The sequence below is a fragment of the Pantoea sp. SM3 genome, assembly GCF_000963995.1.
Taxonomy (GTDB): domain Bacteria; phylum Pseudomonadota; class Gammaproteobacteria; order Enterobacterales; family Enterobacteriaceae; genus Pantoea; species Pantoea rwandensis_B.
In genome coordinates this window covers 158777-179191 of the sequence record NZ_JZRD01000031.1, presented here as the reverse complement: position 1 = coordinate 179191, position 20415 = coordinate 158777, and the positions used below count along the sequence as shown (strand labels likewise).

Annotated in this window: 19 protein-coding genes; 6 read left to right on the top strand and 13 right to left on the bottom strand. The window is 51.4% G+C overall.

Going from position 1 to position 20415, the window contains the following annotated elements:
* Positions 1 to 61 precede the first annotated feature (61 nt).
* Complete coding sequence (gene tonB, locus VI01_RS17860; protein ID WP_197079603.1) at positions 62 to 784, bottom strand: TonB system transport protein TonB; 723 nt, start codon at positions 782 to 784, stop codon at positions 62 to 64.
* A 205-nt stretch (positions 785 to 989) separates the two neighbouring features.
* Here tonB and VI01_RS17855 point away from each other — a divergent pair, with 205 nt between their 5' ends.
* Complete coding sequence (locus VI01_RS17855; protein ID WP_034828845.1) at positions 990 to 1286, top strand: YciI family protein; 297 nt, start codon at positions 990 to 992, stop codon at positions 1284 to 1286.
* A 3-nt stretch (positions 1287 to 1289) separates the two neighbouring features.
* The gene (locus tag VI01_RS25625; protein WP_197079602.1) at positions 1290 to 1460 is read left to right on the top strand and encodes a hypothetical protein; all 171 of its coding nucleotides are present in this window, start codon (positions 1290 to 1292) and stop codon (positions 1458 to 1460) included.
* Between the two features lie 16 nt (positions 1461 to 1476).
* On the opposite strand, the gene VI01_RS25425 is transcribed toward VI01_RS25625, so the two are convergent.
* Positions 1477 to 1650, bottom strand: a complete 174-nt coding sequence (locus VI01_RS25425) for a YciY family protein (protein WP_097117257.1) — start codon at positions 1648 to 1650, stop codon at positions 1477 to 1479.
* Between the two features lie 163 nt (positions 1651 to 1813).
* Here VI01_RS25425 and cls point away from each other — a divergent pair, with 163 nt between their 5' ends.
* Positions 1814 to 3274, top strand: coding sequence for a cardiolipin synthase (cls, locus tag VI01_RS17850; protein ID WP_034828843.1), 1461 nt, complete (start codon positions 1814 to 1816; stop codon positions 3272 to 3274).
* Positions 3275 to 3311: 37 nt separating this feature from the next.
* A complete protein-coding gene (locus VI01_RS17845) occupies positions 3312 to 3641 on the top strand; it encodes an HI1450 family dsDNA-mimic protein (protein WP_196250121.1) in 330 nt (109 codons plus the stop codon).
* Positions 3642 to 3694: 53 nt separating this feature from the next.
* On the opposite strand, the gene oppF is transcribed toward VI01_RS17845, so the two are convergent.
* The 7 genes from oppF to VI01_RS17810 form a co-directional block, all read right to left on the bottom strand.
* Positions 3695 to 4699: a murein tripeptide/oligopeptide ABC transporter ATP binding protein OppF gene (oppF, locus tag VI01_RS17840; protein WP_045816099.1), complete on the bottom strand. Its 1005-nt coding sequence runs from the start codon at positions 4697 to 4699 to the stop codon at positions 3695 to 3697.
* A complete protein-coding gene (locus VI01_RS17835) occupies positions 4696 to 5715 on the bottom strand; it encodes an ABC transporter ATP-binding protein (RefSeq protein WP_038646659.1) in 1020 nt (339 codons plus the stop codon). Before VI01_RS17835 ends, oppF begins: the two co-directional genes overlap by 4 nt.
* 11 nt (positions 5716 to 5726) lie before the next feature.
* Entirely contained in the window at positions 5727 to 6635 is a 909-nt protein-coding gene (oppC, locus tag VI01_RS17830) for an oligopeptide ABC transporter permease OppC (protein ID WP_045816098.1), read from the bottom strand.
* 15 nt (positions 6636 to 6650) lie between these two features.
* Complete coding sequence (gene oppB / locus VI01_RS17825) at positions 6651 to 7571, bottom strand: oligopeptide ABC transporter permease OppB (protein WP_038646657.1); 921 nt, start codon at positions 7569 to 7571, stop codon at positions 6651 to 6653.
* 81 nt (positions 7572 to 7652) lie between these two features.
* On the bottom strand, positions 7653 to 9290 hold the full coding sequence (gene oppA, locus VI01_RS17820; RefSeq protein WP_045816097.1) for an oligopeptide ABC transporter substrate-binding protein OppA: 1638 nt from the start codon (positions 9288 to 9290) through the stop codon (positions 7653 to 7655).
* Between the two features lie 159 nt (positions 9291 to 9449).
* Positions 9450 to 11090: an ABC transporter substrate-binding protein gene (locus VI01_RS17815; RefSeq protein WP_045816096.1), complete on the bottom strand. Its 1641-nt coding sequence runs from the start codon at positions 11088 to 11090 to the stop codon at positions 9450 to 9452.
* A gap of 574 nt (positions 11091 to 11664) precedes the next feature.
* Positions 11665 to 12312, bottom strand: coding sequence for a YchE family NAAT transporter (locus VI01_RS17810; RefSeq protein WP_045816095.1), 648 nt, complete (start codon positions 12310 to 12312; stop codon positions 11665 to 11667).
* A gap of 444 nt (positions 12313 to 12756) precedes the next feature.
* Here VI01_RS17810 and adhE point away from each other — a divergent pair, with 444 nt between their 5' ends.
* Entirely contained in the window at positions 12757 to 15435 is a 2679-nt protein-coding gene (gene adhE, locus VI01_RS17805; RefSeq protein ID WP_034828825.1) for a bifunctional acetaldehyde-CoA/alcohol dehydrogenase, read from the top strand.
* Positions 15436 to 15487: 52 nt separating this feature from the next.
* Here the strand turns inward: adhE and tdk are convergent, their stop codons facing one another.
* A complete protein-coding gene (gene tdk, locus VI01_RS17800) occupies positions 15488 to 16108 on the bottom strand; it encodes a thymidine kinase (RefSeq protein ID WP_034828884.1) in 621 nt (206 codons plus the stop codon).
* A 417-nt stretch (positions 16109 to 16525) separates the two neighbouring features.
* On the opposite strand from tdk, the gene hns reads away from it, so the two are divergent.
* Positions 16526 to 16933 (top strand): histone-like nucleoid-structuring protein H-NS, encoded by a 408-nt coding sequence (gene hns / locus VI01_RS17795; RefSeq protein ID WP_034828823.1) that lies wholly within the window; start codon positions 16526 to 16528, stop codon positions 16931 to 16933.
* Positions 16934 to 17030: 97 nt separating this feature from the next.
* On the opposite strand, the gene VI01_RS17790 is transcribed toward hns, so the two are convergent.
* From VI01_RS17790 to galU, 3 genes are read right to left on the bottom strand one after another with little or no spacing between them, the layout of a single operon-like run.
* Positions 17031 to 18038 carry an NAD-dependent epimerase gene (locus VI01_RS17790; protein WP_045816094.1) on the bottom strand — a complete coding sequence of 336 codons (1008 nt, stop codon included), beginning with the start codon at positions 18036 to 18038 and terminating at the stop codon, positions 17031 to 17033.
* A gap of 14 nt (positions 18039 to 18052) precedes the next feature.
* Positions 18053 to 19393 carry a UDP-glucose/GDP-mannose dehydrogenase family protein gene (locus VI01_RS17785; RefSeq protein WP_038646648.1) on the bottom strand — a complete coding sequence of 447 codons (1341 nt, stop codon included), beginning with the start codon at positions 19391 to 19393 and terminating at the stop codon, positions 18053 to 18055.
* A 23-nt stretch (positions 19394 to 19416) separates the two neighbouring features.
* Entirely contained in the window at positions 19417 to 20325 is a 909-nt protein-coding gene (gene galU, locus VI01_RS17780) for a UTP--glucose-1-phosphate uridylyltransferase GalU (protein ID WP_034828817.1), read from the bottom strand.
* Positions 20326 to 20415: the final 90 nt, after the last annotated feature.

Below are 20415 nucleotides of genomic sequence, written 5' to 3'. Positions count from 1 at the left end.
TTTTGTCTTAACTGATCGGCATTAGGTCAATGACCGCTTTTTCTTTGCCTCGAACCCAGGCTTACTCGATGTTAGCGCCACCGTTAATACGGAACACAATGTTCATGGTCAGGCCTTTGCCAGGACGACCAGGCTGATAGCGCCACTTCTTCATGGCCTGCTTCACTTCACGCTCAAACATATTGCGCGGTTCGGCAGAGAGAATTTCCACGTTATCGACACGACCGTCGCTATCCACATCAAACTGTACGCGTACACGCCCTTCCACGCGTAACGCAAACGCGCGCGCTGGGTAGGCAGGTTTGCTCACGTTCATCGCTTTCGGCCCGTTAGAGACGGTCTGCGTTGGTGCTGGATTGCTTTTCGGTGCCGTGGTCGGACGCGTCTGGGTGGTCGGGATATCCTGCTTAACCGGATTCTCCTGCGGCTTCACTTCTTTACGCGGCTTCGGCTCGACCTTTTTCTCTACCTTGGGCTTCGGTTTCGGCTTGGGCTTCGGTTCAGGTTTCGGAATCGGCACGGGCTCGACTTTAGGCGGCTCTGGTGCGACTTCCGGCTCAGGTTCGGGCTCTGGCGGCGGCGGAGTCACCACGGCGGGAGCCGGTTCTGGCTGCACTTCAGGCGCCACCATGGTCACGCTGATTGGCTGGGATGCTTTCGGAACCTCAATGGTCTGATGAAACGATGCATAGAGAATGCCCGCAATCAGCGAGCCGTGGAGTACCACGGACAAGATCATAGCTACGGGGGTACGTGTAGGAAGAGGCGTAGTCAACGTCGTCATATCAGTCATATTCATTGAGTGAAGCGCAGATTTTAAATGCAAATAGCAATCAGTTTCAATAAGCGATGTGTAAGCCACTCGCAGAAAGGCGTTTTTTAGCGGGGATTGCGCTATATGACGGTGGATTTATCTTTCATTTGCACTCTGATTAACGATCACTTAACGTGTCTCGCAATTTCGGCAAGTCTAACGGGAGTACCCCATCGTGCTTTACGTCATTTATGCGGAAGATACCGCAGATTCACTGGAAAAACGCAATTCCGTACGCCCTGCGCATCTCGCGCGCTTGCAGTTACTGCAGGATGAAGGTCGACTGATCGCCGCTGGCCCAATGCCCGCTGTCGATAGCAACGATCCGGGTCCCGCAGGTTTTACCGGTTCAGTGATCATTGCCGAGTTTTCCTCGCTGGAAACCGCACAATCCTGGGCTAATGACGATCCGTACATTGCCGCTGGCGTGTATGAGAAAGTGGCGGTTAAACCGTTTAAACGCGTATTTTAATCGATGTGGCAGTTTGTTTTACTGCTGGTAGCGGTGTTAACGCTGATTGGCAGAGCACTCTGGATTTGGCGTCAGCAAGGCTGGCGCCAGGCCCGGCAGCACATTGTGATGTTAGTCGTGCTGGCGGCCGCATTACAGATCGTCAATGTCTCTCTGGTGTTACGCGGCGCTTAACGGCCGCGTAAGCCATTTACATATTCTGCGTGATGAACAGGATGGATCGGCGATGCTGCTGCGCCACCTGATGACGAATGGCATGGATACGTTTATAGCGACGTGACTGCCCTTCCAGCCAACGTGCACGACGGCGGTGTACCTGACGTAACATTCTCCAGCGCGCCACTTCATTTCTGCTTCGTCTCATCACATCCTCATCAGACAGGCTAAACTCGCCAGGCATTATAAAGATCTGATTGAAAATGCCAAATCGAAAGCTTCATTGAACTGTCATTCACGATTAAAGGTTTCACTAGTGCTATTCAGCACGTAAACTTTCCTCATCAAAGCGCGAACAGGATGTCCACTTAATGACTACATTTTATACCCTAATCAGTTGGTTGCTGCTGTTCGGCTACTGGTTGCTGATTGCGGGTGTCACGCTGCGTATCCTGATGAAACGCCGCGCAGTGACGTCCGCCATGGCCTGGTTGCTGATCATCTATATTCTGCCGCTGGTGGGTATTATCGCGTATCTGTCGTTTGGTGAACTTCATCTGGGCAAACGCCGGGCGGAGCGCGCACGCACCATGTGGCCCTCCACCGCCAAGTGGCTTAACGACCTCAAACAGTGCCGCCATATCTTTGCCACCGAGCACAGTGACGTGGCACGTTCATTATTTGAACTCTGTCACCATCGTCAGGGCATTGCGGGTGTAAAAGGCAATCAGCTGCAGCTGCTCACTAACTCTGATGATGTGATGCATGCGTTGATCCGTGATATCCAACTGGCTCGTCACAACATCGAGATGGTGTTTTACATCTGGCATCCGGGCGGCCTGGCGGATGAGGTCGCGGAGTCGCTGATGGCGGCTTCACGCCGGGGTGTGCATTGCCGCCTGATGCTGGACTCCGCGGGCAGCGTGGCATTTTTCCGTAGCCCCTGGGCGAATATGATGCGCAATGCCGGTATCGACGTGGTTGAGGCGTTACAAGTGAGCCTGCTGCGTGTGTTCCTGCGCCGTATGGATTTGCGACAGCATCGTAAAGTGGTGCTCATCGATAACTATATTGCCTACACCGGCAGCATGAACCTGGTCGATCCTCGCTACTTCAAGCAGGATGCAGGCGTGGGTCAATGGATCGATTTGATGGCGCGTATGGAAGGGCCGGTCGCGACCACGATGGGCATCGTTTATGCCTGTGACTGGGAGATCGAAACCGGCAAACGCATTCTACCGCCCGCGCCGGATGCCAACATCATGCCCTTTGAGCAGGAAAGCGGTCATATCATCCAGGTGATCGCTTCGGGACCGGGCTTCCCGGAAGATATGATTCATCAGGCGCTGCTGACGGCGGTCTACTCCGCACGTGAACAGCTGATCATGACAACGCCCTATTTCGTCCCCAGTGACGACCTGCTGCACGCCATCTGCACCGCTGCGCAACGCGGTGTGGAAGTCAGTATTGTGGTGCCACGCCACAATGATTCGCTGTTGGTGGGCTGGGCCAGCCGCGCGTTCTTCACCGAACTGCTGGAAGCTGGCGTAAAAATTTATCAGTTTGAAGACGGTTTGCTTCATACCAAAAGCGTGCTGGTCGATGGACAGCTGAGTCTGGTCGGTACCGTAAACCTTGATATGCGCAGCCTGTGGCTTAATTTTGAAATCACGCTGGTGGTGGATGATGATGGATTTGGCAGCGATTTGGCCACGGTGCAGGATGACTATATTGCCCGCTCACGCTTACTGGATGGTGCGCGCTGGGCTAAACGTGCGTGGTGGCAACGCATCGTTGAACGACTGTTTTACTTCTTTAGCCCTTTACTGTAAAACGAGCGACAAGATTACCGCCTCAGAGTAAGCAGGAATGACCATGGATTTAAATAATCGCCTTACCGAAGATGAAACGCTGGAACAGGCCTACGACATTTTTCTAGAACTGGCAGGTGATAACCTCGATCCGGCTGACATCATTCTGTTCAATCTGCAGTTTGAAGAGCGCGGCGGTGCAGAGTTGTTTGACCCGTCGGAAGACTGGCAGGAGCACGTCGATTTCGATCTCAACCCGGACTTCTTTGCGGAAGTGGTGATTGGTTTGGGTGAAGCGGACGGCGAGCCGATTACCGATGTGTTTGCCCGCGTGCTGCTGTGCCGCGAGAAAGACCATAAGCTGTGCCACATCCTCTGGCGTGAATAATCGCTGACGTATAAAACAACGCCGGGCAATTGCCCGGCGTTTTCTTTTCGACCTTATAAAGGATCGACCTTCAAACAGGATACTGCGTGGCGGAAACTCCCCTCCAGCAAAGGACGCGTTTTCGCACATTCAGGTCCGGCAATCGGACAACGGGTGCGGAATACGCAGCCCGATGGCGGATTGATCGGTGAAGGCAGTTCACCTTCCAGCAGCTGGATCTGTTTGTTTTTTTCCAGATCCGGATCCGGGATCGGCACCGCAGACATCAGTGCACGGGTGTAAGGATGCTGCGGATTGTTGTACACCGAGTCATAAGTGCCCAACTCGACCGCATGACCGAGATACATCACCAGCACACGGTCAGAGATATGCTTCACCACCGCCAGATCGTGCGCAATAAAGATGAGCGATAATCCCATTTCACGTTGCAGCTGCTGCAGCAGATTCACTACCTGCGCCTGAATCGACACATCCAGCGCCGAAACCGGTTCATCGCAAATAATCAGCTTGGGTTCGAGGATAAGCGCACGCGCAATACCGATACGCTGACACTGACCACCGGAAAACTCGTGTGGATAACGGTTGATGAGGTTTGGCAGCAGCCCAACCTTCATCATCATGTTCTTCACCTTATCCTTCACTTCCTGCTTGGGCATCTTCGGATAGTAGGTGCGCAGCGGCTCGGCAATGATGTCGCCAATGGTCATGCGCGGGTTCAGCGAGGCCAGCGGATCCTGGAAAATCATCTGGATATCGCTGCGCGCCTGGCGCCACTCATCCTGACTCTGTCCCAATAAATTACGTCCCAGCCAAGCCACACGACCGTCGGTGGCTTTCACCAGGCCGATGATGGCGCGTGCCAGGGTTGATTTACCACAGCCCGATTCGCCCACTACGCCGAGGGTTTCCCCCTCATACAAGCGCAGGCTAACGCCATCCACTGCTTTCAGTGTTTTTGGCGGCTGCCAGAACCACTGTTTGCCGTCTTTAATATCGAAATGCACCTTAAGATCGGCGATTTCCAGTAAGACTTTCTTCTCTTCGATGACGGTGCTCATGCTAATTCCTCCACCGGTTTGAAGCAGGCACGCAAACGCCCTTCCGCGAAAGGCTCCAGCGGCGGTGACTTGGCACAGACGTCCATCGCAAAGGCGCAACGTGGCTGGAACGGGCAGCCCTGCGGCAAGCGCAACAGGTTAGGCGGGTTGCCGGGAATCGTGGTGAGTGAATCCCCCTCTTCCGCATCCAGGCGCGGCACCGCACTTAGCAGGCCAATGGAGTAAGGATGTGCAGGCTGATAAAACACATCGCGTGCGCGGCCATACTCCATGGTACGACCGGCGTACATCACCAGCACTTTGTCACAGATACCGGCAACCACCCCGAGATCGTGCGTGATCATGATGATCGCGGTGTTGAATTCGCGTTTCAGCTCGTTCAGCAGCGTCATGATTTGTGCCTGCACCGTCACATCCAGTGCCGTGGTCGGTTCATCGGCAATCAGCAATTTAGGACGGCACAGCAGTGCCATGGCGATCATCACACGCTGACGCATGCCGCCAGAGAACTCATGCGGGAACATCTTCATGCGCTTGCGTGCTTCAGGCATTTTCACCGCATCCAGCATGCGTACGGACTCTTCAAACGCCTGCGCGCTGCTCATCCCTTTATGCAGTTTCAGCACTTCCATCAGCTGCTCGCCGACGCGCATGTACGGATTAAGCGAGGTCATCGGGTCCTGGAAAATCATCGCAATCTGCTCGGCGCGCAGCTTGTTCAGTTTGTTCTCCGGCAGATTGAGAATCTCATCGCCATTGAATTTTGCCGAACCGCCAATGCGTCCGTTTTTTGCCAACAGGCCCATCAGGGCGAAAGCGGTTTGCGACTTGCCCGATCCCGATTCGCCGACGATACCCAGGGTTTCGCCGGCACGCAGTGAAAAGTTCAGGTCGTTGACTGCGGTGACATCACCATCGTGGGTGCCAAAGGTCACGCGCAGGTCTTTAACGTCCAGCAGCAGGTTACTGTTTCCCGCACGTGCAGCCATTGCTGGCTGAAATTCATGTATGGTCATCGGGAAACTCCTTAACGATCTTTCGGGTCGAGGGCATCACGCAGGCCATCGCCGATAAAGTTGAAACAGAACAGCGTAACCACGAGGAAACCCGCCGGGAACATCAGCAACCAGGGCGAGACTTCCATGGAGTTGGCGCCGTCACTCAGGAGTGCGCCCCAACTGCTCAGCGGCTCTTGCGTACCCAACCCGAGGAAACTGAGGAAGGATTCAAACAGAATCATGCTGGGTACCAGCAATGAGGCATAGACCACGACCACACCCAGCACGTTTGGCACGATGTGACGCAGCACGATGTTGAAGGTCGACACCCCACCCACCTGAGCCGCTTCAATAAACTCTTTGCGCTTCAGGCCCAGCGTCTGGCCACGCACGATACGCGCCATATCCAGCCACGACACCATGCCGATTGCCACAAAGATCAGCAGAATGTTACGGCCGAAGAAGGTCACCAGCAGGATCACGAAGAACATGAACGGGAAGGAGTTGAGGATTTCCAGAATACGCATCATCACGGAGTCGATTTTGCCGCCGAGATAGCCCGCCAGCGAACCATACAGCGTGCCCACCAGCACCGCGATCAACGCGGAGGCAATGCCGACCATTAATGAGATACGACCGCCAATCGCCACGCGCACCAGCAAGTCACGTCCCGATGAGTCGGTACCAAACCAGTGGCCTGATACCGTATCCGGTGCCGCAGACATCATGCCCCAGTCGGTATCATCAAATTTAAACTGCGACAATACCGGCGCAAAGATCACGAACAAGGTAATCGCTAACAACACCAGCAAACTGATCAGCGCAGCGCGGTTATGGATGAAGCGGCGACGCGCATCCTGCCACAGGCTGCGCCCTTCGACTTCCAGTTTTTCACTGAAGGCATCCAGAGCTTCGCTGTTTTTCTTACTTAACATCATGGGCGAACTCCAGAATCAGTAACGAATTTTCGGATCGATGACGGCATACAGCACATCAACGATCGCGTTAAACAGAATGGTTAACACGCCGACCAAAATGGTCAGACTCATCACCAAAGAATAGTCACGGTTCAGGGCACCGTTAACAAACAGCTGGCCAATACCCGGCAGACCGTAAATCGATTCGATCACCATTGAACCGGTAATGATGCCGACGAATGCCGGCCCCATATACGAGAGCACGGGTAACATGGCAGGTTTCAATGCATGGCGCAGTACGATACGGCGCAGCGGCAACCCTTTGGCGCGCGCAGTGCGGATAAAGTTGGAGTGCATCACTTCAATCATCGAGCCACGGGTGATACGTGCGATGCTGGCGATATAGGCCAGAGAGAGCGCCACCATCGGCAGCAGCATGTAATTCCACTGCCCGCCGTTCCAGCCACCGCCCGGCAACCAGCGCAAGGTGATGGCGAAGACCAGCACCAGCAGCGGCGCAACGACAAAGCTGGGTATCACGACGCCCGTCATGGCGACCCCCATTACCGCGTAATCCCACAAACTGTTTTGCTTAAGCGCGGCAATAACGCCGGCCGTCACGCCGAGGATGACAGCAAGGAAGAAGGCGGCGAGGCCGAGTTTGGCCGAAACCGGGAAGGCGTGGCCGACCAGATAGTTTACGGAGTAATCTTTGTACTTAAACGATGGACCAAAGTCGCCGTGCGCCAGTTGCACTAAATAACTGACGTACTGTTTGCCGATCGGATCGTTCAGGTGATATTTGGCTTCGATGTTCGCCATCACTTCAGGCGAGAGCGTACGTTCGCCGGTAAACGGACTGCCGGGTGCCAGTCGCATCATAAAGAAGGAGATGGTGATCAGGATGAAGAGCGTCGGGATCGCTTCCAGAAGCCGACGCAGGATGAATTTTAACATTGCCGTACCTACCAGGCTGTTGCTTCACAAAGTCAAAAAGGCGGCGCTACAGCGCCGCCACTGTCGATAGCCTGAGTGCTATTAATGTTTAATGATATACAGGTTTTTATCGAGGGTTTTATCCAGCGGGTCATTGCCGGTGTAACCGCCAACGTACGGTTTCACCAGACGCGCATTCACGTAGTAGTAAACCGGCACGATGGTGCTGTCTTTATCCAGAATCTGTTCAGCTTTCTGGTAATCCGCGACACGGGCTTTATCGTCAACCGCTTTCACCGCATCGTGGATCACTTTATCGAAGTCCGCGCTCTTATAGTGCGAGGTGTTACTGCTGCTGTCAGACAGCATGATGTTCAGGAACGAGGTTGGCTCGTTATAGTCTGCACACCAGGCCGCACGGGAAACATCGAAGTTGCCCTGATGGCGGGTATCCAGGAAGGTTTTCCACTCCTGGTTTTCCAGCTTGATGTTGACGCCGATGTTCTTTTTCCAGATCGAAGAAGCGGCGATAGCCAGTTTCTTATGCAGATCCGAGGTGTTATACAGCAGGTTGAAGGTCAGTGGCTTATCAGCGGTATAACCGGCTTCAGCCAGCAGTTTTTTCGCTTCTTCGTTACGCTTGTTCTGATCCCACTTGAACCAGTCAGGCGGCAGCAATTCCATACCATCTGTGGCTGGCGGGGTGAAGCTGTAGGCTGGCAACTGACCTTGGGCCAGTACTTTGTTTACCATGATGTCGCGATCCAGACCCAGTTTCAGTGCAGTACGCACGCGCGGATCGGTGAATGGCGCCTTCTGGTTGTTGATTTCATAGTAATAGGTGCAGAGATACGGCTTCACCATCAACTCTTTGCCGTTATCACGCTGCAGTTTTTTGAACAACTCGATCGGCATGTTGTTATAAGTGATGTCGCTGCCGTTTTCAGAGAAGTAACGGTTCACGTCACTGACTTCTGAGTTAATTGGCAGGAAGGTCACCTTGTTCAGCACGGTATGCGCGTTATCCCAGTATTCTGGGTTACGCACGATGGTGACACGTTCGTTGATGACGTGTGATTCCAGCTTGAAGGCACCGTTGCCGACCCAGTTTTGCGGCTGCGTCCACTGATCGCCAAACTTATCGATGGCTGGTTTATACACCGGAGACATCACGGAGTTGATCAGCAGCTTGTAGAAGTAAGGAACCGGCTCGCTGAGGGTCACTTCCAGCGTATGATCGTCAATGGCTTTCACACCGAGATCGGTGATCGGTTTTTTACCGGCAATGATGTCATCGACATTCAGGATGTGGCCGTACTGTGGATAGCTGGCGTAAGGAGATGCAGTTTTAGGATCGACTAAACGCTCCCAGCTGTACACGAAATCTTGTGCCGTTACCGGCTCACCATTGGACCATTTGGCATTTTTACGCAGATGGAAAGTCCAGACTTTAAAATCTTTGTTTTCCCAGCTTTCCGCTACGCCCGGAACCGGTTTGCCATCGCTGTCGCTGATGATCAGACCTTCGTACAGATCGCGTGCGATGTTATCTTCTGGCACGCCTTCAATTTTATGTGGGTCGAGTGATTGCACTTCATCACCGTTACCACGTACCAGCTCCTGTTTTGCTGCCAATTCAACGCCTGCTGGCACTGCTGCCAAAGCGGCATTCCCTGCCAGTGCGCCGATTGCTGCAAGAACGCCTGCGGCAATCAGGCTTTTTTTCGTGATGTTGTTCATTACTTAGCTCCAGTTTTATTATCGTCACCGGGTCAGTGAACTGCCCGGCGTACCCCGTTTCCGGGAGATCTCTGCCTGTCTGAACAGAGACCACTATCACCCTTCAGGGTTTACCACGTTAATGTGCCGTCCGACTGTAGCGCCGGTTCCCCACATTACTCAATGTTTCTTTATGTAATAGTATTTCAATGCCAGCATATCTTGCGGATCTTTGCCGGTGAAACCGCCTACCCAGGGTTTCACCAGACGAACGCTGACGCGATAGTAAACCGGCACGATGGGCGAGTCCTTATCCAGCTGCGCTTCGGCCTGCTGATACAAAGATGCCCGTTGAGTGTTATCGGCAACCGTCAGGGTTTGCGCCATCAATTTATCGAAAGCATCGCTGTGATAAAATGCGGTGTTAATGGACGATCCGCTCAACAGCATGTTAAGGAAGGTTGAGGGCTCGTTATAATCCGAGCACCATGTCGCACGCACTACATCGTATTGTGCCTGACGACGTGTCTCCAGCAGCGTTTTCCACTCCTGATTTTGTAGCGTCACCTCGGCACCGAGATTCTTTTGCCACATTGAGGCGGCGGCGATGGCCTGCCGTTTGTTCTGTTCAGAGGTGTTATAAAGCAGCGTGAAACGCAGCGGATGTTGAGCATTGAAACCCGCTTCTGTCAGCAGTTGCTTCGCACTGGCGTTGCGCTCGGCCTGAGTTTGCTTCGACCATGCCGGCGCTTCAGGCGAGATGCCGTGCGTAAATGGCGGCGTCAGCGCATAGGCGGGAATCTGACCTTGCCCCATGATCTTGTCGGCGATGATGTCACGATCGAGCGTCAGCTTCAGCGCTGTTCGTACCCTGGCATCATCGAACGGGGCTTTTTTGTTATTCATCTCATAGTAGAAGGTGCAGAGCACAGGGCTGACTTTGACTTGATCGCCCAAATCCTGCTGCAACTTCTTGAACAAATCAGGAGGCACCACGCTATTGGTCATGTCCGTGCCGCCGCTGCGATAGCGGTTGATGTCACTGTTTTCGGAAGAGAGCGGCAGAAAAACGCCCTCATCAATCACGCTGTGCGCGTTATCCCAATATTGCGGATTACGCTTCAGTACAATCTTTTCATTCACTACCCAGTCAGCCAGCGTGTAGGCACCATTTCCCACATAGTTCTGCGGTTGGGTCCACTGCTCGCCGAATTTTTCAATCGCCGCGCGATACACCGGCTTCATCGCGGTGTGGGCCAGCATATCGACAAAATAGGGAACAGGCTCAGTGAGTGTCACTTCGAGGTGATGCGCATCAATCGCTTTCACGCCCAGTGAATCCGGCGAGGCTTTGCCCGCCAAAATGGCGTCAATGTTGGCGATATGGGCGGCTTGCAAATAACTGGCATAGGGTGAAGCTGTTTTCGGATCGGCCAGACGCTGCCAGCTGTAGACGAAATCTTGCGCGGTGACGGGTTCACCGTTGCTCCAGCGCGCATCTTCACGCAGGGTGAAGATCCAGATACGCCCTTGCTGGTTGCTCCACTGCGTTGCAACCCCGGGCACAATCTGACCGTTGTTATCGGTCTCAACCAGCCCTTCGAGCAAATTGCGGATAACGTTGGATTCAGGCACCCCTTCCGTTTTTTGCGGATCGAGAGAAGACACTTCACTGCCGTTGTTGATGACGATGCGCTGTGTTGCGGATAATTGCGTCCCAGCCGGGATGTCAGCTGCCTGACTGTGAGAGACATAACCTGCACCTGCAAGACAAAGCGCCAAAGACGTGCGCGCAACCTTTTTCGCTACCATGCTTTTCATCAACAAATATCAACCTTAAATAAAAACCTGATAGCGAGTAAGCAAGAAGCGTACACATTTGTCGCGAACAGGGAAAAAATTTGTGATGAGCCGAAATTATCAGAACCGATGCCCGCACGCCAAAGCTAAACAGCAAAAATGTTAGCTAATTCTCTTTTATCATGGAGTCCGCGACAGGAGAAGTGTTAATTTTCACCCTGAAATATTATTCAAGCAGATGTTTTATAAGCAATAAGTCAGCATTCAGTCGATTTTCTCGCCAATAAATCTCTGCAACCCGCCATTTTACTGTTAACGCTGCCAAACCCTCGACTAACAATATGAAACATTATTTGAGATGATAAAACATCCGAATAGTAACTGATTAAAATGAATATGGCAGTGGAATATACTGTGATAATTATCACATATATTTATTGATGAACTGGCGCAGGAAGGAAAAGTAGTAGCAAAAGTGATGACAGGCAAATCATATTAAGCCGGGCGAATAATTTCACCCTATTGGTGCAAAATACTGGCCAATTGCACCAACATGGATCACAAAAGTTATTTTTTAACTGAAAACACCGACAATTTAATTCAGCAAACCCGGAAATATCGCTTTCATTCCGGTGACAACAAACTCAATCCCCAGTGCCATTAATAGCAATCCCATGATTCGGGTAATCACGTTAATGCCTGTTTGCCCTAGAACGCGCACCATTAAAGGGGCAGCCCGAAACAGTAACCAACAGCAGAAAGCGAAAATCGCAATGGCGATAGTGAAACCGATCAGGTTTATCCAGCTGTGGTAACGCGTGCTCCAGACGATGGTCGAACTGATCGCACCCGGGCCGGCCATCAAGGGCAAGGCCAGTGGCACCACACCAATACTTTCACGAATCGCGGTTTCTGACTTTTCTTGCTTGTTTTGCTTATCCTCGCCCAGCTTGCCGCTGATCATCGACATCGCGATTGTGACCACCAGAATGCCCCCGGCGATACGGAATGAGTCAATGGAAATGCCAAACAAATGGAGAATGGCATCCCCCAGGAACAGTGAGGTCCAGAGAATGATCGCCACAGCAAGATTTGCCGTAAAGTTGGTTTTATTCCGCTCAGCGACCGCCTGGTAGCTGGTCATGCTGATAAACACAGGGATGATCCCTACGGGATTAACCAGGGCAAATAAACCGACAAAAAACTTAACGTAGCCGGAAAAATCAAGTAGCACGGGGTTCACGGTGAGCTCCACGAAGGTAGTGTTTCAAATCGCGCATAATGTAGTGCATAAGCCGGACGGAAAACCAGTGGGTTATGCGGAAATATATGCTGCTATTCCCACTTACTTCCAGTTTATTCCTCTGCGAACAAAGGGTCGTCACCCACCTCACGTCATCTCAACCAGCCAAAACCGCTTAATGCGTTACTTTAGTTGCTAAAGTCGGTGCTGAAAGGTGTCAGCTTGGCGCCAGATTGATCCACATCAAAATTTACCTACCTCATCAGGGGTAATCTTACCCCATCGAAACTATTGAAATAGGCGTAAGCATCTTATCCTGGAAACCCTTTTAGTAAGCAACGGCAATCTACTCGCCACTCTGAACAACGTATAAGCATAGCGCGACTATACTTTCGGACTCAGGCTTGCTTACTAAAAGAGTTTAACTTCCTTCAGGAGAGCACTATGGCCGTTACAAATGTTGCCGAACTTAATGCACTGGTAGAGCGTGTTAAAAAGGCACAGCGTGAATACGCCAACTTTAGTCAGGAACAAGTTGATACCATTTTCCGCGCTGCTGCACTCGCCGCTGCTGATGCCCGTATCCCCCTCGCCAAAATGGCCGTCGCCGAATCAGGCATGGGTATCGTTGAAGATAAAGTGATCAAAAACCACTTCGCTTCTGAATATATCTACAACGCCTATAAAGATGAGAAAACCTGCGGTGTGCTGGATACGGATGACACCTTCGGTACTATCACCATCGCAGAGCCGATTGGCCTGATTTGCGGTATCGTCCCGACCACTAACCCGACCTCAACCGCCATCTTTAAAGCATTGATCAGCCTTAAAACCCGTAACGGCATCATCTTCTCACCCCATCCACGCGCCAAAGATGCCACCAACAAAGCAGCCGACATTGTGTTGCAAGCCGCCATTGCCGCCGGTGCACCAAAAGACATTATTGGCTGGATCGATGTTCCTTCAGTAGAACTGTCTAACCAGTTAATGCATCACCCTGATATCAACCTGATTCTGGCCACCGGTGGCCCAGGCATGGTAAAAGCCGCATACAGTTCCGGTAAACCAGCGATTGGTGTCGGTGCCGGTAATACGCCTGTGGTTATCGATGAAACCGCCGATATCAAACGCGCAGTCGCTTCTATCCTGATGTCCAAAACCTTCGATAACGGCGTCATTTGTGCGTCAGAGCAGTCAGTCATCGTGGTGGACTCGGTGTACGATGCGGTTCGCGAGCGTTTCGCCAGCCACGGCGGCTATCTGCTGCAGGGCAAAGAGTTGAAAGCCATTCAGGATATCATCCTGAAAAATGGCGCGCTGAATGCCGCTATCGTCGGTCAGCCTGCGGCAAAAATTGCTGAACTGGCCGGTATCAGCGTCCCTGCGACCACTAAAATTCTCATCGGCGAAGTGAAGCTGGTGGATGAGTCTGAACCGTTTGCCCACGAAAAACTGTCGCCAACCCTGGCGATGTATCGTGCAAAAGATTATTACGACGCGGTAGATAAAGCAGAAAAACTGGTGGCTATGGGTGGTATCGGCCATACCTCTTGTCTCTACACTGACCAGGATAACCAACACGAGCGCGTGCACTTCTTTGGCGACAAAATGAAGACCGCCCGTATTCTGATTAACACACCCGCTTCGCAAGGCGGTATTGGCGACCTGTATAACTTCAAACTTGCGCCATCGTTGACGCTGGGTTGTGGTTCCTGGGGCGGTAACTCAATTTCTGAGAACGTCGGACCTAAACACCTGATCAACAAGAAAACCGTGGCCAAGCGAGCAGAAAATATGTTGTGGCATAAACTTCCGAAGTCTATCTACTTCCGTCGTGGTTCACTGCCGATTGCCCTGGAGGAAGTCGCCACCGACGGCGCTAAACGCGCCTTTATCGTCACCGACCGTTTCCTGTTTAACAATGGCTACGCCGATCAAGTCACTCGCGTGCTGAAAGCCCACGGCATTGAAACCGAAGTGTTCTTTGAAGTTGAAGCGGACCCAACGCTGAGCATCGTACGTAAAGGTGCTGAGCAGATGAATAGCTTCAAACCTGATGTGATTATCGCCCTGGGTGGCGGTTCGCCAATGGATGCCGCGAAAATCATGTGGGTAATGTACGAACATCCTGAAACCCACTTCGAAGAGCTGGCGCTGCGTTTCATGGATATTCGTAAACGTATCTACAAGTTCCCGAAAATGGGCGTGAAAGCACGTATGGTGGCTATCACCACCACTTCCGGTACCGGTTCTGAAGTCACGCCGTTTGCGGTGGTCACTGACGATGCGACCGGCCAGAAATATCCGTTAGCGGATTATGCACTGACGCCTGATATGGCGATTGTGGATGCTAATCTGGTGATGGATATGCCACGCTCACTCTGTGCGTTTGGTGGTCTGGATGCGGTGACTCACTCGCTGGAAGCCTATGTCTCTGTCCTTGCAAATGAGTACTCTGATGGCCAGGCGCTGCAGGCGCTGAAGCTGCTGAAAGAGAACCTGCCTGCCAGCTATCGTGAGGGTGCGAAGAATCCCGTGGCGCGTGAACGTGTGCATAATGCGGCAACCATCGCCGGTATCGCCTTCGCCAACGCCTTCCTCGGTGTGTGTCACTCCATGGCGCATAAGCTGGGCTCGGAGTTCCACATTCCGCACGGTTTGGCCAATGCCCTGCTGATTTGCAACGTCATCCGTTACAACGCGAATGACAACCCAACCAAGCAGACGGCTTTCAGCCAGTACGATCGCCCACAGGCACGTCGTCGCTACGCTGAAATTGCCGACCATCTTGGATTGAGTGCACAGGGTGACCGCACTGCCCAGAAAATTGAAAAACTGCTGGCATGGCTGGAAGAGATGAAAACTCAACTGGGTATCCCAACCTCTATCCGTGAAGCAGGCGTGCAGGAAGCCGATTTCCTGGCGAAAGTCGATAAGCTGGCAGACGACGCGTTTGATGACCAGTGTACCGGTGCGAACCCGCGTTATCCGCTGATTGCGGAATTGAAGCAAATCATGCTGGATACCTTCTATGGCCGCGAATTCTCTGAAGCTGAAGGCCCAGTTGCTGAAGCCGCCGATGATAAAACGGTGAAAATCGAGAAAAAGACCAAAAAAGCCTAACCGGCTAAAAAACAAAAAACCCGCTGCGGCGGGTTTTTTTATCACTAAATAATCAAGCGTGCGGAGATTGCGCACCATAGATAGCTTTTAACGATCCTTCATCAATCGCCTGTTTATAGTGTTTACGGCAAACAGAAATATATCGTTCATTGCCGCCAATCACCACCTGCTCTCCTTCACTGAACGGTTTACCGTTGGCATCAAGGCGCAATACCATGCTGGCTTTACGGCCGCAATGGCAGATGGTTTTAAGCTCAACCAGTTTATCTGCCCATGCCAGTAAATATTGACTGCCGGTAAAGAGCTCGCCGCGAAAATCAGTGCGTAATCCATAACACAATACGGGAATATCCATATTGTCGACCACATCCGATAACGCTCTGACTTGCTCACGTGTCAGGAACTGACTCTCATCCACCAGCACACAATGAACCGGTTGCTTCGCATGCTCCCTGGCTATTTCCTGATTTAATTGTGTCGCAGCGTTATATAAAAAAGCAGGAGACGAAAGACCAATCCGCGAGCTTACCTTGCCCGCACCAAAGCGGTCATCAATCTCGGCGGTATACACCAGAGTGCGCATGCCGCGCTCCTGATAGTTATAGGAGGACTGAAGCAAAGCAGTGGATTTACCCGCGTTCATCGCGGAGTAATAAAAATAAAGTTGGGCCATATGCAGAATCTCATCGCAGCACAAATCTGATGGCGCGCAGTTTACCATAAACAAGTAAACCTGTAGCGATGCATTATTTTTATCACTTGCTCAAATTAACGGCAATGGCAGGTACGTGATTCCTCATCAAAGTTAAAACAGCACTTTTTGGCAAAGAACAATCTATGCTGAGAAATTATTCAGCATTATTACCGCCAAAGTGTAAGGATTAGCACAACGTCACGGTGGCAAACGCGGATAATCAAGGCTTCAGATCTAAGCGCTAATGGTAAATATATTTGTAAACCGTTATACAATGTGATTTCTGGTTTTTACTTTACGTTTTACTTTTTAATCTGACTATTGCAGTTATTTTTTAGCCCCACTATTATGAGTCGGCAGAACAACTCCCATTTATTATATTTTGAGATTAGGACAATGAGCGAAGCACTTAAAATTCTTAATAATATCCGTACATTGCGCGCGCAAGCTCGAGAATGCACTCTGGAAACACTGGAAGAGATGCTGGAAAAACTCGAGGTTGTCGTCAATGAGCGTCGTGAAGAAGAAACTCACGCGCAGGCTGAAAATGCTGAACGTAACCGCAAACTGGAACAATACCGTGAAATGCTGATTGCGGATGGTATCGATCCAAACGAACTGTTACAGGCACTTTCTGAGACCAAAGCACCGGGCAAAACCAAGCGTGCTGCACGTCCTGCCAAGTATTCTTACGTTGATGAAAATGGTGAAAACCGTACCTGGACAGGCCAGGGTCGTACACCAGCCGTGATTAAAAAAGCGATTGAAGAACAAGGTAAACAACTGGACGATTTCCTGCTGTAATTTTCCAGTGCTTCGAATTGTGAATAACGCTAACGTGAGTTCACTTTACACCGGGTAAGAAAAAGGAAGCCGCTGGCTTCCTTTTTTTAATGCGTACTTATTGCTGATAGAAGCGACGATACCAATCAACAAAGTTCTGCACGCCCTGCTCAACCCTGGTTTGCGGACGGAACTGAATCGCGTCATATAACGGCTGCGTATCCGCACTGGTATTGAGCACATCTCCCGGCTGCATCGGCAGCATATTTTTCTTCGCTTCAATGCCCAACGCTTTTTCCAGTGACTCGATATAGGTCATCAGGCTGGTCGGCTGGCTGTTGCCGATATTGTAAACACGGTATGGCGCAGAACTGGTGGCCGGCGATCCCGCTTCCACGGTCCAGTTTTCATCAGCCTGCGGAATCACATCCTGCATGCGCACGATAGCTTCAGCAATATCATCAATGTAAGTGAAATCTCGGGTCATTTGCCCACGGTTATAGACGTCAATTTGCTCACCGGCCAGCATTGCGCGGGTGAATTTGAACAATGCCATATCCGGACGTCCCCACGGACCGTAAACAGTAAAGAAGCGCAGACCGGTGGTGGGCAACTGGTACAAATGGGAATAAGTATGCGACATCAATTCGTTGGCTTTTTTGGTGGCCGCATACAGAGAAATCGGATGATCAACAGAATCATCCGTTGAGAAAGGCATTTTGCGGTTAAGCCCATATACTGAGCTGGATGACGCATACAGCAGGTGGCCAACTTTATGATGGCGGCACCCTTCGAGAATATTGAGGTGGCCAATGAGATTGGCATCGGCGTAAGCGTGTGGGTTATCAATTGAATAACGAACGCCCGCTTGTGCACCCAGATGGATCACGCGATCAAATGCATGATCATCGAATAATGAAGAAATGGCCTGGCGATCTGCCAGGTCCATTTTCAGGAAAATAAACTCGGGATGCTGAACTATCTGGTCTAAGCGCGCTTGTTTCAGGCTGACATCGTAATAGTCATTCAGGTTATCGATACCGACGACCTGGTGACCGGCGGCCAGCAAACGCTGACTCACGTGAAATCCAATAAAACCTGCCGCACCGGTAACCAAAAACTTCATACATCCCTCATTTATTACACAATTTGAATTGATGCTCCGCGGCCGATAGCGTAATACGTAAAGCCGCGTTTGCTGATACGTTCCGGATCATACAGGTTACGACCATCAAAAATCACGGGTTGTTTTAACGCGGTTTTGATAACGTCGAAATCTGGTGCACGGAAGTTCTGCCATTCAGTACAAATGACCAGGCCATCAGCACCCTGCAACGCCGCTTCTTTGGTACCGGTCAGCTTCAGATCGTCGCGGTGGCCATAAATACGCTGCGCTTCTTCCATTGCTTCCGGGTCAAATGCCTGAATGGTCGCACCCGCTTCCCACAGCGTTTCCATCAGCACACGGCTGGAGGCTTCACGCATATCGTCGGTATTAGGTTTGAACGCCAGGCCCCAGAGAGCGAAAGTTTTGCCACGCAGATCGTCGCCAAAATGACGTTTGATGAAGCTCGGCAGTTTGTTCTTCTGTGAATCATTCACATCTTCTACCGCCTGCAACAGACGCGGCGTGTAACCAATCGACTCAGCAGTGCGAATCAGCGCCTGCACGTCTTTCGGGAAGCACGAGCCACCGTAGCCGCAGCCAGGGTAGATGAAGTGATAACCAATACGTGAATCTGAACCAATCCCCTGGCGGACTTTCTCAACGTCGGCTCCCAAACGTTCTGCCAGGTTAGAGATTTCGTTCATGAAGCTGATTTTGGTCGCCAGCATGCAGTTCGCTGCGTACTTGGTCAGCTCTGCACTGCGAATATCCATCAGAATCATACGATCGTGATTGCGATTGAATGGCTCATAAAGCTCACGCAACAACTCAACCACTTCGTCGTTATCGGTACCCACTACGATGCGCTCAGGACGCATGCAGTCGTTTACTGCAGCCCCTTCCTTGAGGAATTCAGGGTTAGAAACCACATCAAACGGGATGTTTGCATCACGTTTTTGCAGCGTCTCGGCCATTACTGCACGCACACGATCAGCCGTTCCAACAGGGACGGTAGATTTATCGATCACCACTTTATGATCGTTCATGTGCGCTGCAATTGTCCGCGCAACCGCAGTCACATATTTCAGATCGGCAGAACCGTCTTCATCCGGCGGCGTACCCACAGCAATAAACTGCATCACACCGTGGTTAACACCCTCTTCTGCATTGGTGCTGAACTTCAGGCGACCCGCTTCATAGTTAGACATCACCAGCGGCGTCAAACCCGGTTCGAAAATCGGAATATGGCCTTTTTTCAGGTTTTCGACTTTCTTTTCATCGACATCAATACAGAGAACGTCATGTCCGACTTCGGCTAACACCGCAGCCTGAACCAGACCGACATAGCCGATACCAAATACAGTGACTTTCATTGAATTATCCTGTGTTTAATGAATTACTTTTTGTTGCCTACAGCGCCTTCCAGCCATTGAGTAAAGTCTTTACCCAGTACTGGATGACGAACGCCATACTCAACGAAAGCCTGCATATAACCCAGTTTGTTACCGCAGTCATGGCTTACACCGGTCAGGTGATAGGCTTCAACGGTCTCTTTTTCCATCAGCATGGCGATGGAGTCAGTCAGCTGAACTTCGCCGCCAGCACCTGGAGGGGTTTTCGCCAGCAGAGGCCAGATGTCAGCAGACAGCACGTAACGACCCACAACCGCGAGGTTAGATGGCGCTTCAGAAGCTTTAGGCTTCTCAACCACACCCACCATAGGCGCGCTCTGGCCTGGCGCCAGGTCAGCACCTTTGCAGTCAACGACACCGTAAGCGGTCACATCAGCAACCGGCTCTACCATGATCTGGCTGCGGCCGCTTTCTTCGTAACGCGCCAGCATTTCTGCCAGGTTGTCTTTGGTCGGATCAGATTCGTACTCGTCGATGATCACATCCGGCAGAATCACGGCAACCGGCTCATCACCGACCAGTGGGTGTGCACACATCACTGCGTGGCCAAGGCCTTTCGCAATACCCTGACGCACCTGCATGATGGTCACGTGTGGAGGACAGATAGACTGGATTTCGTCCAACAGCTGACGCTTAACGCGTTTTTCCAGCATGGATTCCAGTTCAAAACTGGTATCAAAATGGTTTTCGATGGCGTTTTTAGAAGAGTGTGTAACCAACACGATTTCGTTAATGCCCGCAGCGATACACTCATTCACGACATATTGGATCAGCGGCTTATCGACCAGCGGTAACATCTCTTTTGGAATAGCTTTAGTAGCAGGCAGCATACGCGTACCCAGACCTGCAACCGGGATTACCGCTTTTTTTACTTTAGACTTATAGGCAGACATCTAAATACCTCTCTTAATAGGCCGTTCAAGTTAATACTTGATATGTCGGTTTAAAAACGAAATGAGTATATCAGTTACTATCAGACGGAT

Excerpts from the sequence above, each read along its gene's own strand:
- tonB (WP_197079603.1), bottom strand. The coding sequence starts at position 784 with ATGACGACGTTGACTACGCCTCTTCCTACACGTACCCCCGTAGCTATG.
- VI01_RS25625 (WP_197079602.1), top strand. The coding sequence starts at position 1,290 with ATGTGGCAGTTTGTTTTACTGCTGGTAGCGGTGTTAACGCTGATTGGC.
- VI01_RS25425 (WP_097117257.1), bottom strand. The coding sequence starts at position 1,650 with ATGAGACGAAGCAGAAATGAAGTGGCGCGCTGGAGAATGTTACGTCAG.
- cls (WP_034828843.1), top strand. The coding sequence starts at position 1,814 with ATGACTACATTTTATACCCTAATCAGTTGGTTGCTGCTGTTCGGCTAC.
- VI01_RS17845 (WP_196250121.1), top strand. The coding sequence starts at position 3,312 with ATGACCATGGATTTAAATAATCGCCTTACCGAAGATGAAACGCTGGAA.
- oppF (WP_045816099.1), bottom strand. The coding sequence starts at position 4,699 with ATGAGCACCGTCATCGAAGAGAAGAAAGTCTTACTGGAAATCGCCGAT.
- VI01_RS17835 (WP_038646659.1), bottom strand. The coding sequence starts at position 5,715 with ATGACCATACATGAATTTCAGCCAGCAATGGCTGCACGTGCGGGAAAC.
- oppC (WP_045816098.1), bottom strand. The coding sequence starts at position 6,635 with ATGATGTTAAGTAAGAAAAACAGCGAAGCTCTGGATGCCTTCAGTGAA.
- oppB (WP_038646657.1), bottom strand. The coding sequence starts at position 7,571 with ATGTTAAAATTCATCCTGCGTCGGCTTCTGGAAGCGATCCCGACGCTC.
- oppA (WP_045816097.1), bottom strand. The coding sequence starts at position 9,290 with ATGAACAACATCACGAAAAAAAGCCTGATTGCCGCAGGCGTTCTTGCA.
- VI01_RS17815 (WP_045816096.1), bottom strand. The coding sequence starts at position 11,090 with ATGAAAAGCATGGTAGCGAAAAAGGTTGCGCGCACGTCTTTGGCGCTT.
- adhE (WP_034828825.1), top strand. The coding sequence starts at position 12,757 with ATGGCCGTTACAAATGTTGCCGAACTTAATGCACTGGTAGAGCGTGTT.
- tdk (WP_034828884.1), bottom strand. The coding sequence starts at position 16,108 with ATGGCCCAACTTTATTTTTATTACTCCGCGATGAACGCGGGTAAATCC.
- hns (WP_034828823.1), top strand. The coding sequence starts at position 16,526 with ATGAGCGAAGCACTTAAAATTCTTAATAATATCCGTACATTGCGCGCG.
- VI01_RS17790 (WP_045816094.1), bottom strand. The coding sequence starts at position 18,038 with ATGAAGTTTTTGGTTACCGGTGCGGCAGGTTTTATTGGATTTCACGTG.
- VI01_RS17785 (WP_038646648.1), bottom strand. The coding sequence starts at position 19,393 with ATGAAAGTCACTGTATTTGGTATCGGCTATGTCGGTCTGGTTCAGGCT.
- galU (WP_034828817.1), bottom strand. The coding sequence starts at position 20,325 with ATGTCTGCCTATAAGTCTAAAGTAAAAAAAGCGGTAATCCCGGTTGCA.